This window comes from Allobosea sp. P4_E12 (genome assembly GCF_056401655.1).
Genome location: NZ_JBFUIY010000002.1, coordinates 1 through 13,192 on the forward strand (window position 1 = coordinate 1; position 13,192 = coordinate 13,192).

General features: G+C 62.9%; 10 protein-coding genes. 9 read left to right on the top strand and 1 reads right to left on the bottom strand.

What is annotated here, in order from left to right; all coding sequences use genetic code 11:
- On the top strand, window positions 1-585 hold a 585-nt coding region (locus AC1DW9_RS02130; protein ID WP_476855014.1), incomplete at its 5' end, for a beta-barrel domain-containing protein.
- Between the two features lie 48 nt (window positions 586-633).
- Here AC1DW9_RS02130 and AC1DW9_RS02135 read toward each other — a convergent pair.
- The gene (locus tag AC1DW9_RS02135; protein WP_441507781.1) at window positions 634-1,980 is read right to left on the bottom strand and encodes an amidase; all 1,347 of its coding nucleotides are present in this window, start codon (window positions 1,978-1,980) and stop codon (window positions 634-636) included.
- Window positions 1,981-2,405: 425 nt separating this feature from the next.
- On the opposite strand from AC1DW9_RS02135, the gene AC1DW9_RS02140 reads away from it, so the two are divergent.
- The 8 genes from AC1DW9_RS02140 to AC1DW9_RS02175 all read left to right on the top strand — a co-directional run bounded on the left by AC1DW9_RS02140 (window position 2,406) and on the right by AC1DW9_RS02175 (window position 13,137).
- The gene (locus tag AC1DW9_RS02140; RefSeq protein ID WP_441507782.1) at window positions 2,406-2,840 is read left to right on the top strand and encodes a hypothetical protein; all 435 of its coding nucleotides are present in this window, start codon (window positions 2,406-2,408) and stop codon (window positions 2,838-2,840) included.
- A gap of 277 nt (window positions 2,841-3,117) precedes the next feature.
- Complete coding sequence (locus AC1DW9_RS02145) at window positions 3,118-3,522, top strand: Hsp20/alpha crystallin family protein (protein WP_441507783.1); 405 nt, start codon at window positions 3,118-3,120, stop codon at window positions 3,520-3,522.
- Between the two features lie 40 nt (window positions 3,523-3,562).
- Window positions 3,563-5,974, top strand: a complete 2,412-nt coding sequence (lon, locus tag AC1DW9_RS02150; RefSeq protein ID WP_476776513.1) for an endopeptidase La — start codon at window positions 3,563-3,565, stop codon at window positions 5,972-5,974.
- Between the two features lie 139 nt (window positions 5,975-6,113).
- Window positions 6,114-6,959 (top strand): hypothetical protein, encoded by an 846-nt coding sequence (locus AC1DW9_RS02155; RefSeq protein ID WP_476776514.1) that lies wholly within the window; start codon window positions 6,114-6,116, stop codon window positions 6,957-6,959.
- Window positions 6,960-7,010: 51 nt separating this feature from the next.
- Window positions 7,011-7,832, top strand: a complete 822-nt coding sequence (locus AC1DW9_RS02160; protein WP_476776515.1) for a hypothetical protein — start codon at window positions 7,011-7,013, stop codon at window positions 7,830-7,832.
- 611 nt (window positions 7,833-8,443) lie between these two features.
- Window positions 8,444-11,527, top strand: coding sequence for a formate dehydrogenase-N subunit alpha (fdnG, locus tag AC1DW9_RS02165; protein WP_476855015.1), 3,084 nt, complete (start codon window positions 8,444-8,446; stop codon window positions 11,525-11,527).
- 10 nt (window positions 11,528-11,537) lie between these two features.
- A complete protein-coding gene (gene fdxH / locus AC1DW9_RS02170) occupies window positions 11,538-12,458 on the top strand; it encodes a formate dehydrogenase subunit beta (protein WP_476776516.1) in 921 nt (306 codons plus the stop codon).
- Window positions 12,442-13,137, top strand: coding sequence for a formate dehydrogenase subunit gamma (locus AC1DW9_RS02175; protein WP_441491595.1), 696 nt, complete (start codon window positions 12,442-12,444; stop codon window positions 13,135-13,137). The genes fdxH and AC1DW9_RS02175 overlap by 17 nt, the downstream gene beginning before the upstream one ends.
- Window positions 13,138-13,192 lie beyond the last annotated feature (55 nt).

Consider the following 13,192-nt stretch of genomic DNA (forward strand, 5'->3'; position numbering starts at 1 on the left):
GCCCGCCTCCAGATCATCGCCGTCGACGAGACCGCCCGCACCGAGGCCCAGCGCGAGCTGCGCCAGGTCGAGGCCAAGGTCTCCGAGCTCAGCGACCGACGGCTCGCCAGTGAGGACCGGCTCTCGCGCTCCGAAATCCGCGCCCCGATCGCCGGGCTCGTCAACGAGTTGACCGTCTTCACCGTCGGCGGTGTCATCACCCCGGCCGCGCGCCTCGCCACCATCGTGCCGGGCGAGGCCAAGCTCACCGTCGAGGTCAGGATCGCGCCGACGGATATCGACCAGGTCAGGCCGGGCCAGCCCGCCCGCCTGCGCTTCTCCGCCTTCGCCAAGAACGCGACCCCGGAGCTGCCGGGCACCGTCAGCCATCTCTCCCCGGCGACCACCCGCGACCCCACCACCGGCGCCAATTTCTACACCGGCGAGATCCAGATCGACGGCGATCTCGTCGCCGCCCTCGGCGACCGCAAGCTCCAGCCCGGAATGCCGGTCGAGGTCTTCATCACCACCGAGGAACGCACCGCGCTCTCGTTCCTGACGAAACCCTTCGCAGACCACGCCAACAGGATCTTCAAGGAACGCTGAAACAGAGCCCTACGGGGGGAGGGGCTGTGCCCGCCCCTCTTGGAGCACTCATTGCCGCAAGGCCGCCTCGATCCCGGCGGCAATGGCAAACAGGGTGCGATCGCCGCCGGTCTCGCCGGTCAGCATCAATCCGACCGGAGCCTCGCCAAGCTTATGGCAGGGCAGGCTGATCGCGCAGCGATCAAGGAAGTTGCCGAGGCTCGGGTTGCGCAACAGCAGCCCGTTCAGCCGGAAATACTCGGGATCCTCCGTCAGATCGTCCAGGCGCGGCGCCATGATCGGGCAGGTCGGCATCAGCAGCGCGTCGTAGCCTGCGGTAAGCGCATCCATTGCCGCGATGATCTCGCGCCGGGCCAGGACGAGATCGAGATAATCGGCGGCCAGCGCCTGTGCGCCGGTCGCGATCCGGCTGCTGACGCGGGGGTCGTAAAGCTCGCCCTTCGTTTCGAGCAGCGCGCGGTGCCAGGCGAAAGCCTCGGGCGCCGCGAAGCCGAACTTGCTGTTGGCCTTGCCAATTGCCCCGAGCGGCGCGAAATCAACATCGCTGATCAGCGCGCCAAGCGCGCTCAGGCGGCTGACTGCGCGGTCGAAAGCGGCGGACACGGTTGCGTCCATGCCATCCCTGACGATCTGGGTCGGGATGGCAAGGCGCAGACCCGCAATAGGGCGTGGCAGCGGCGGCGCAAGAGAGTCGGCCGCCAGGACGCCGTCAACAATGGCGCAACAGGCCACGCTGGCGCCGAGCGGCCCCAATGAATCAAGGCTGCTCGACAACGGGACGACGCCATCGAGCGGCACCCGTCGCGCTGTCGGCTTGTAGCCGACAATGCCGCAGAGCGCGGCCGGAATCCGGCATGAGCCGCCCGTGTCACTGCCGAGTGCAACCGGTGCCATGCCATCGGCAACCGCCACGCCGGAGCCCGACGAGCTGCCACCCGGAATGCGGCGTGAGGCGCGATCCCAGGGACTGAGCGGCGTTCCATAATGTGGATTGGCACCGATTCCCGAATAGGCGAATTCGGTCATGTTGGTCCGGCCGATCGGGATGAACCCGGCCGAAATCATGCGTGCGATCGTCGGCGCATGAGCCTTCGCCGGCGCGCAATCGGCCAGTGCACGTGAGCCAGCCATGCTCCGTTCGCCGGCAACGTCGAAGAGGTCCTTCACGGCGAAGGGAATGCCGGCGAATGGGCCGGCCGCACGGCCGACCCGCCGCAAGCCGTCATGGGCATCAGCCGACGCCCGGGCGCTGACTGCCGAGACCGAGATGAAGGCGCGTCGACCTTCGCCCGCCGGATCTGAAATCCGTTCGAGGCATTCCTCCACCAGCGCACGGGCGGTGATCGTTCCACCGGCCAGAGCTTCAGCACAATCCTGCAACGTGCGCATGGTCATCGATTCCCCGAAGCAGCCATCATGTCAGGCTGTATCCGGGCTGACGGTCGAAATCCATTCCTGGCGACCATGGCTCTGCCATGCATTTCGAGGCGCGCGGTCCCGCATCAATCAAGCCTGCTCCAAGACAATGAGCCAGTGTCCCGAACGGTTGGAATATCGGCAAGCGGAGAGGTCGCTAATCTACTTTGGCACGTTGCCATAAGAGGCTGTCGTGAATGACCTATTTGATTTATCGATCGACTGATTTCCTGATCGGCTGGCCATTCGGCAAGCAAGGCCGCGCCCGGATCAGGGGATCGAGGATCATATAGTTTGGTTCCATAATATGTCTTATGCGAATCAAGGCGGCGCTCTTTGGAGCACCGATCGAGCCCTCCTTCGGATCCGAGACTGACGGAGCTCATGCTGACGGCGACAAACGCTTGAGCCGTCACATCGCGGTGTACACTGCCCTGCTGCTGGCATGGACGGACGATTGGCCGCTGCAACCCCGATGCGCTGCCGAGAGATGTTCTCGTGGCCCGGCCGGTCCTGACAGCACCAGTGTGGTGCAGGAACGAGTGGTGGATCCGGCCACCATCCGCCTCATGCGCATGGATGCTCGGGAATCCGAAAGCCCGATCGGTCTCCCTGAACCATCATTGTGGGCTGCTTCAGCGAAGGCCGCGCCTCGGATGGTATTTCCAGGTTTGCAGCGCCTCGAGAAACGCCTGGAACTTCGACAGGCGGGCGAACTCATTGCGCGCGGGCTGCGCGTTCTAGTGGCTCGAAGGCAGGACCGCGATGCCGTGACTGCGCGAGATGCAGCCGCTCACAACTTGAAAGTCAGTGGTGAGATTATTCCCGTAAAGACCTAGTTTGGTTTGCTTTTTATCTTAGCGAAGCGCGCTCGGCTGTGTCGGGTGAGCTTGGGCGAGCGCTCTTTCGATTTCATACGAGTGACCGAAGGATTCTTGCAGCGAGGATCGCTCCTGCGGTCGCAAGGTTCAGCCTGCGCGCTATATTCCGTCACGCCGTGGCGCCCTGTTCTGCCGCGCCCTATCTGTTGCTCAGGACGCAAGCTCATGCCCAATCTGGCCATGATGCGTGGCTAGGCTCTAGAATGCTGGAAGCACCTTAAGTGGAGCTGCGGACATGAGGCGTGACGATCATCAGAGCTGGATGTGGTCGGAAGCGATCGCGATGCTGACGCGGGCCGAGCATCTGCACCGACAGTTCTTCCAGCCACGCCAGGCGGCCCAACAGGTGTCCTGGGTCCCACCGGTCGACGTACTCGAGCTCGAGACTGAGGTCCTGATCCTGGTCGCCTTGCCGGGAGTGTGCACCGACCAGGTCGAAATCGCCATCGAAGACGGCGAACTCGTCGTGGTGGGGCGCCGCACCCTGCCCTCGGAACTCCGCACCGCGACTATCCATCGGCTTGAGATTCCCCAGGGCCATTTCGAGCGCCGCGTCCGCCTGCCCCAAGGACGCTACGCGGCCGTGACGCGCAGCGACGCGAATGGCTGCCTGGTGCTCAGCCTGCAGAAATCGATTTGAGGTCGAGAGCCGTTCGCGAACAGGTGCCTGGGAGGGATTCATGCCGAGCGAGGATCGAGAGCAGGAAACCGAACAGCCGGCGGCATCGGTCGCTCATCCCGCGGCGCCTTCGACCGTGCCTTCCGATGCCCTGATCATCGTTCCGGTCCGCGACATGGTTCTCTTCCCCGGAACGGTATTCCCGATCACGATCGGACGAGAGCGTTCGGTCCTTGCGGCCCAGCAGGCGCTTCGCGAAGAGCGACCGGTCGGCATTCTGATGCAGCGCGACTCCGAGATCGAGAATCCGGCGCCTGCGGACCTGCACCGGGTGGGAACGGTCGCCAATGTCCTTCGCTATATCAACGCGCCGGACGGCAGCCATCACCTTGTCCTGCAAGGGGAGCAACGCTTCAGCCTGGTCGAGTTTGTGGTCGAGAACCCCTTCTTCGCGGCGCGTGTGTTGCGGATCGAGCAGCCCGATCTCCTCACACCGAAGATCGAGGCTCATACACTCCATCTGCGTCAACAGGCGCTCGAGGCGCTGCAACTCCTCCCGCAGGTGCCGCAGGAACTGCTTGCGGCCGTTCAATCGGCCGTTTCGCCCACGGCCCTGGCCGATCTCGTCGCCGCCTATCTGGATATCACGGTCGACGAGAAGCAGGAGCTCCTCGAGACCATCGACATCACCAAGCGCATGGACAGGATCTCGCATTTCCTGGCCCGGCGGATCGAAGTTTTGCGGCTGACCCAGGAAATCGGCCGCCAGACCAAGGAATCGCTCGATGCGCGCCAACGCGAAGCGATCCTGCGCGAGCAGATGGCAGCGATCCAGCGCCAACTGGGTGAGACGGACGGCAGAGGGCCGGAGGTCGCCGAGCTCACCGAAGCGATCGCGAGGGGCGGGATGACGCCGGAAGCGGAAGAGGTCGCGCGCAAGGAATTGCGCCGCTACGAGCGCATGCCGGAGGCCGCGGCCGAGGCGGGCATGGTTCGCACCTATCTCGACTGGCTGATCGAGCTGCCCTGGGCCCTCCCCGAGGAGAAACCGATCGACCTGGCTGCCGCCCGCCAGATTCTCGACGAGGATCATTTCGGGCTCGACAAGATCAAGCGCCGCATCATCGAATACCTCGCAGTGCGGAAGCTCGCGCCGGGAGGCAAGGCGCCGATCCTGTGTTTCGTCGGCCCGCCCGGTGTCGGCAAGACCTCGCTCGGTCAGTCGATCGCGCGAGCCATGGGGCGCCCCTTTTCGCGTGTGAGCCTGGGCGGCGTCCATGACGAGGCCGAAATCCGGGGCCATCGCCGAACCTATATCGGCGCCCTGCCCGGCAACATCATCCAGGCGATCCGCAAGGCCAAGGCGCGCAATTGCGTGATGATGCTCGACGAGATCGACAAGATGGGCCGGGGCATCCAGGGCGATCCCTCCGCCGCCATGCTGGAAGTGCTGGACCCGGAGCAGAACGCGACCTTCCGTGATAACTATCTCGGCGTCCCGTTCGATCTCTCCCGCGTCGTGTTCCTCACCACCGCCAACATGCTCGACACGATCCCCGGGCCGCTGCTCGATCGCATGGAGATCATCAGCCTCTCCGGATACACCGAAAGCGAAAAGCTTCAGATCGCGCGGCGTTATCTTCTGCGCCGACAGTTCGAGGCCAACGGTCTCGCGCCTGGGCAGGTCGAGATCGACGACGTATCGCTGCGGCGGATCATCCATGACTATACCCGCGAAGCCGGAGTGCGCGGCCTCGAACGCGAGATCGGCCGCGCACTGCGCCACGCGGCGGTACAGATCGCCGAAGGCAGCGCCACGCAGGTTCGCATCGGGGCCGATGATCTGGCGATGATCCTCGGTCCGCCCCGTTTCGAGAACGAGGTCGCCATGCGCACAAGCGTACCCGGCGTTGCCACCGGGCTGGCCTGGACGCCGGTTGGTGGCGACATCCTCTTCATCGAGGCGACCCGCATTCCCGGAAGGGGCAACCTGATCCTGACCGGCCAGCTTGGCGACGTGATGCGCGAAAGCGCCCAGGCCGCCCTCAGTGTGGTCAAGAACCGTGCTTCATCACTAGGCATCGACCCCGCCATGTTCGCCGAGAGCGATATCCATATTCACGTCCCCGCCGGCGCTACGCCCAAGGATGGGCCAAGCGCCGGGGTTGCCATGTTCACCGCGCTGGTTTCGCTCCTGACCCGCCGTACTGTGCGAAGCGACACTGCCATGACGGGAGAGATCAGCTTGCGCGGGCTGGTTCTGCCGGTTGGCGGCATCAAGGAGAAGGTCGTCGCGGCAGCAGCAGCCGGGCTCACCCGCGTCATGCTGCCAGCCCGCAACCGCCGCGATTTCGAGGACATCCCGGAGGATGCCCGCAAGAGGCTCGAATTCATCTGGCTGGAAAAGGTCGATGACGCGATGACGGCCGCGCTCGAGGACAAGCCGGCGGATCAGGCTGCTGCGGCTGAGTGAGGACGTCATCGGGCCACGCCACGGCCCTCCCCTCAATTTCGTGGCGCCATTTCCTGTTCTACCCTGGGTCGCTTAACCCAGCGTAAGGATCGCGGCAGGCAGTATCCTCCCGCCCGATTGGACGGCTGAGGCACGGACGATGTCATTCGGAAGGAAGCAGCAACAAGACCCCGCTGTGCAGGAGGCCGGCAGCGCGGTTGCGACGCGGGCTGGGCGCGTCGCCAATGCCTTGCTCATTCTTGTCCTGGTGCTGCCGATTGTGACCGCAGCGAGCATCTTCGTATCCGTGAATTTTCATCTCTGGCGCGCGACCCCGTCATTCGATCCCCTGCTGACAAAAATCGAATCGGCGCAACGCGCGAGCGGCGTCGTCTCCGGTGACGATGCCGAGGCGCTGAAACGGCTCTTCCAGCGCCTCGAGGGCATGACCGCGCAATCTGCCGAGGCCAGGAATACGGACATGGTGCATGTCGTCTTCCACGCCGTCAGTGCGGCCGAAACGACCGCAGTGACCTCTGAGGCGCAGGCCAAGCTCCCCGGCAAATCGGACCCGCAGGCCATTGCCCTGGACCTGTCCAACATTGGCGCGTCTGCCGTCGTCCTCATCGCCGACAGGCCGGCTCTATTGCAGATCAGCGGGGCACTCCCGAGCCAGCGGGCGAAGATTGGCGTCGAAGGACCGTTTGCGTTTGATCTCGCCGGAGCCAGGGATGGACTGCTCGCAGGGTTTCGCGTCGGTGCCTTTGGGGCCGGGGACGTGGCAAGCCCGGGAGACTATTCCCGTTTCCCAACGGATAGACCCCGGCAGCGACTGGTCTGCGCGGCGCTGGACAGATGGCAGCGCTATTTCGGCATCCCCAGAGAGAATTTGCGCGTCTGGTCGACCACGAACGCACGCCGGATCGAGATCGGCCAACGAAGCGTGAAGGCGGATACTCGCATTGATCCGGACGGGTACGGCGCAACCAGCGTCTGCCCACGATAGGACGCCGGCATCTGCCCGATAAGACAACACGAGTATAGCGGGATCGAGACCATGTCGTTCGGTAAGAGGAAGCCTCCGACCACCGATGCAAAAGGCGGTGGCGCTGAGGCAAGTTCTCGCGGTCCCCAGGGCGGGAGCGGCGGTCCTGGCATAGGCGTGGCCGACATTGCAATCGGCGTGGTCGCCATTCTCGTGAGCTTTTCTGGCGCCTATTTCTTGCTGGGGCGCAGCTCCAGCCCCCCACCCCCGACTGCTCCGGCCGTTGTTGCGGGCTTCGGTTCCGATCCCGTTGCGGTTGCGCGGTCCTACAACAAGCAAGGACCGGTGCCGTTCATCGTCGGCCAGTCCTGGATGATGACGTTTGAGATGCAGCAAACTGCCGATGGCTTCAGTGCGATCGACAGCGAACTGCACGAACGCTGCATGAAGCCCACGAGCAGAGATGCCGCAGCCTACGCGGAAAAACGCGGGCAGACATTCCTGGGACCAGAGAAAGGAGCGGAGTTCCTGGCGTGCACGATGCGCATCTACAAGAACCGATTTTGCGACGACCAATACCGCAACCGCTTGGTCGCACGGCTAAGCGAATTCGTTCGCGCGCGGCGGGAACACATTTCCATGGTAAAGAATGTCCGCGAAAGCGAGATGGGTCGAATGATCGTCGCTGTCGATAGTGCCGACAGAGGCCGCGGCAATGACGTTACCTCGGGCTATCAACCGTCTGCCTTCGTGCCGGAGCCGCTCGCCGAACAGATCCGCCTCTTGTCGCGAGCCGGGTTCGTCACTCAGAAGGATTTCACTGGCCTGTTCAACTCCACCCCGGCTGAATTGAAATCCTATCTCCAATCCGACGGTAAAGCGCCTTGCGGGTAGCCCGAACCCGCAGGCACGGCGCGACATCTCAGGGCGATGGCAACGCTCTTGCAGGCTGGTTGGAGCACCGCAGCGATGTCCCAGGCCCCAACGCCATGCTTCCACGCGGCAGATTTCTCCTCGACATGATTCGTTTTGCGGCAACCCGGTCCCTTACGTAGGACAGCCGACGATCCGTGTCGCAAATGGAGGCGCGGTTCCCGGACCGGCAGATTGACGCAGTCGCCCGACAACGCGACCGCGAGGCTATCCGAACATTTGTAGGAATCGGACGATAATCGAGCAATGCGACCAATATTTAGGCAGGACTTCGTTCTTAGTGCTCCAGGTTGTAGATATTATCAGTCGTTACTCGCTGTCATACGTAGCGTCATCAATCGATTTGTTAATATATCTGCATATGGTTGATATCATTCGATCGGGGTCGGTGCAAAATATCGGTCGATACTCCAAATATGCGATGGATATAATCTACAAGACGACGAAATGGTGCCGCGGCGGCATACGCGCCCGGCCGCCAGTTTCCGGAAAGTCATCTTGACGCCGTCGGTCCAGAGTTTCACTATTCCAAAGAGAACAAGGGCGAATATGTCGCCTTCTGGGAGGTCCGGATGCTTCAAGAGCTATCGCGCCGCCAGTTTTTGAGAGGCGCAGGAACGGGACTGGCTGGAACAGCCATAGCTGCGCTGGGGTTCGGGGAGTCGGAGCAGGCGCTGGCTCAGGCCGTGCGCCCCTTCAAGCTGGCGCAAACCACCGAGACGCGAAATACCTGTCCCTATTGCTCTGTCGCCTGCGGCGTCATCATGTACGGCCTGGGCGATAGATCGAAAAATGCCCATTCGGCGATCATCCATATCGAGGGCGATCCGGATCATCCGACGAACCGCGGTACCCTCTGTCCCAAGGGCTCGGCCCTGCTCGATTTCGTCCATGCCGAGACGCGCACGAAATTCCCGCAATATCGCGGCCCCGGCCAACGTGACTTCAAGCGCATCAGCTGGGCGGAGGCGCTCGACCGCATAGCGCGGCTGATGAAGGACGACCGCGACAAGAATTTCATCGCCACCAATCAGGATGGTGTGACGGTCAATCGCTGGCTGTCCACCGGGTTCCTGGCGGCCTCGGCGACGACCAACGAAACCGCCTTCATGACCTACAAGGTGGTGCGAAGCACCGGGATGCTGGCGTTCGACAACCAGGCGCGCGTTTGACACGGACCGACGGTGGCCAGTCTGGCCCCAACATTCGGTCGCGGTGCGATGACGAACTCCTGGACGGACATCAAGAATACCGATCTCGTCGTCATCATGGGCGGCAATGCCGCCGAGGCGCATCCTTGCGGCTTCAAATGGGTCACTGAAGCGAAAGCCCAGCGGGGTGCGAAGCTGATCGTCGTCGATCCACGTTTCACGCGCTCGGCATCCGTCGCTGATTTCTATGCGCCGATCCGGCAGGGCACGGATATCGCCTTCCTCCTGGGGGTGATGAAGTACTGCATCGATAACGACAAGATCCAGCACGACTATGTGCGCGCCTTCACCAACGCGCCGTACCTCGTGAAGGAAGGCTTTGGTTATCAGGAGGGTCTGTTCACCGGTTACGACGAAGCCAAGCGCGATTACGACCGCTCAAGCTGGGAATACGAGCTCGGTCCGGACGGCTACGTGCAGATCGACGAGACGCTGCAGCATCCGCGAAGCGTCTACCAGCTCCTGAAGACCCACATCGCGGCCTACACGCCGGAGATGGTTGAACGCATCTGCGGCACGCCGAAGGACAAGTTCCTGACGATCTGCAAGATGATCTCGGAGACGTCGGCGCGCGACAAGGTCATGACGTCGATGTATGCGCTCGGCTGGACCCAGCACTCCAAGGGCTCGCAGAACATCCGCTCGATGGCGATGCTGCAGCTGCTGCTCGGCAATATCGGCATGCGTGGCGGCGGCATGAATGCGCTGCGCGGCCATTCCAACATCCRGGGCCTGACCGATATCGGCCTGATGTCGAACCTGATCCCCGGCTATCTGACCCTGCCGACGGACAAGGAGGTCGATTTCACGACCTATATGAGCACGCGCGGCTTCAAGCCGCTGCGCCCCAACCAGATGAGCTACTGGCAGAACTACAAGAAGTTCATGGTGAGCTTCCTGAAGTCGATGTGGGGCAATGCGGCGACGCCGGAGAACGATTTCGCCTATCAATGGCTGCCGAAGCTCGACGTGCCGGGCTACGACGTGCTGCGCACCTTCGAACTGATGAACCAGGGGAAGGTGAACGGTTATTTCTGCCAGGGCTTCAATCCGCTGCTGTCCTTCCCTAATCGGGGCAAGGTCACGGCTTCGCTCTCCAAGCTGAAATTCCTCGTCGTGATGGACCCGTTGCAGACGGAGACATCGCGTTTCTGGAAGGACGAGGGCGTCTTCAACGACGTCAAGCCCGAGGCCATCCAGACCGAGGTGTTCGAGCTGCCGACGACCTGCTTCGCAGAAGATGAGGGCTCGCTCGTCAACTCCGGCCGCTGGCTGCAATGGCACTGGCCGGGAGCCGAACCTCCCGGCGAGGCCAAGAGCGACACCTGGATCATGGGGCAGCTCCATCTCCGCTTGCGGGCGCTCTACCAGAAGGAAGGCGGCGCCTTCCCTGATCCGATCCTCAACCTGCACTGGCCCTATCGGATACCGGACGATCCGATGCCGGACGAGCTGGCGAAGGAGATGAACGGCTACGTCGTCTCGACCGTCACCGACCCGGTCGATCCGAGCAAGATCGTGCTGGAGAAGGGCAAGTTGGTCGATACGTTCGGGCAGCTGCGCGATGACGGATCGACGGCCTGCGGCTGCTGGATCTATTCGGGCTCCTGGACCGAGCGGGGCAACATGATGGCCCGCCGGGATACGAGCGACCCCGGCAATACCGGCGCCTATGCCAACTGGGCGTTCGCCTGGCCGGCCAACAGGCGCATCCTCTACAACCGCGCCTCCGCCGATATCGACGGAAAGCCGTGGGATCCCAAGCGCAGGCTGATCGAGTGGAATGGCAGCACTTGGACCGGGTTCGACGTGCCGGACATCGCGCCGGCCGCCAAGCCGCGGGATGTCGGCCCCTTCATCATGAACCCTGAGGGCACCGCGCGGCTGTTCTCGCGGGGCATGATGAAAGACGGCCCCTTCCCGGCCCATTACGAGCCGTTCGAAAGCCCGGTCACCAATGTCATGGCGCCCAAGATCCGCGGCAACCCCGCCGCTCGCATCTTCAAGGACGATCTGGCGGCGCTCGGCACTTCGGACAAGTTCCCTTATGCGGCAACATCCTACCGCCTGACCGAGCACTTCCACTTCTGGACCAAGCATGTCTGGGTCAATGCGGTGCTGCAGCCGGAGTTCTTCGTCGAGATCAGCGAACAACTGGCCGCGGAGAAGAACATCCAGCCTGGCAGCTGGGTGAAGGTCTCGTCCAACCGTGGTTCCGTGCATGCGAAGGCCGTTGTGACCAAGCGCATCAAGCCGATGATTTGCGACGGCAAGACGGTCCATATCGTCGGCATCCCGCTCCATTGGGGCTTCACCGGTGCGGCAAGGAAGGGTTTCGGCCCCAACAGCCTCACTCCGTTCGTCGGCGACGCCAACATCGAGACGCCCGAGTTCAAGGCGTTCCTGGTGAATGTCGAGCCGAGCAACGGGCCGGTCACGAGCTGAGGAGGCGGCGATGGCAGGATTGCAGAGTCAGGACTTCTCCCGCATCTCGGCCACGACCTTCAGGCCGCCGGATGTTCGGCATGATTTCGAGGTCGCGAAGCTTATCGACGTCTCGAAATGCATCGGCTGCAAGGCATGCCAGGCGGCATGCCTTGAATGGAACAACCTGCGCGAGGAGGTCGGCTTCAACATCGGCGTCTATGACAACCCGCACGATCTGACGCCGAATACCTGGACGCTGATGCGTTTCACGGAATGGGAAAATGCGGAGAGCGGCAATCTGGAATGGCTGATCCGCAAGGATGGTTGCATGCATTGCGCCGATCCGGGCTGCCTCAAGGCCTGCCCCGCCCCCGGCGCCATCGTTCAGTACAATAACGGTATCGTCGACTTCGTCTCGGAGAACTGCATTGGCTGCGGCTATTGCGTGAAGGGTTGCCCCTTCAACATCCCGCGCATCAGCCAGACCGATCACAAGGCCTATAAGTGCACGCTCTGTTCCGACCGGGTCTCGGTTGGCCAGGCGCCGGCCTGCGCCAAGGCCTGCCCGACCGGCGCGATCGTCTTCGGCACCAAGGCCGCGATGCTGAACTATGCCGAGGGGCGGATCACCGACCTGAAGTCGCGCGGCTTCAAGAATGCCGGCATCTACGATCCGCCGGGCGTCGGCGGCACGCATGTGATGTACGTGCTGCACCATGCCGACAGGCCGCAGCTCTATGCCAACCTTCCGCAGAACCCCAGGATCAGCCAGGTCGTTGAGCTCTGGAAGGGACTGACCAAATATACCGGCATGGCTGTTGTGGGTTTCGCCGCCATGTTCGCCTTCGTCCATGCGACCGTCGCAAGACGCAACGATGTCAGCCGTGCGGAAGATCGCGAGGCCGAGCATCTGATCGACGAGGAGGCAGCCCGTGGCCGTGAGGCGTGAGGAGGAGCGCACGACCGTCGACCGCTACCCCGGCCGCGTGCGCGTCAATCACTGGGTGACGGCGATCTCCCTGATCCTGCTTGCGCTCAGCGGGGCCGCCCTGTTTCACCCGTCGCTGTTCTTCCTGTCGAGCTTCTTCGGTGGAGGCTCGAATACACGGATGCTGCATCCCTGGATCGGCGTGGTGCTGCTGCTGAGCTTTGCCATCCTGTTCGTCCAGATGGTCCGCTACAATTTCTGGACCCGTGTCGATACAGAATGGATGCGCCATATCGGCGATGTGATGGCCGGTCGCGAGGAGAATCTCCCCGAAATCGGCAAGTATAACGGAGCGCAAAAGCTCGTCTTCTGGCTGATGACGCTGATGATCCTCGTCCTGTTCGGGACAGGTCTGATGATCTGGTACGAGTATTTCGGAACCAGCTTCACCATCGAACAGCAGCGCTTCGCCCATATCGTGCATGCACTCGCGGCAATCGCGATGCTGCTGGTCGTCATCGTCCATATCTATGCCGGATTCTATGTGCGCGGCACGATCAACGCGATGACGGAGGGCAAGGTGACGGGTGGCTGGGCCTTCCGGCATCATCGGCTCTGGCTCCGGCGCGAGGCCCGCAAGGGCGTCATCGACGAGCGGCAGGTGCCCCCGCGCCGTCATGGCATAGGTCCGGCGGAATAGAATTTCGCGGGGCAGCTTCGGCTGCTCCGCCTCGACGTGGCCCGTGGGGTTCGTG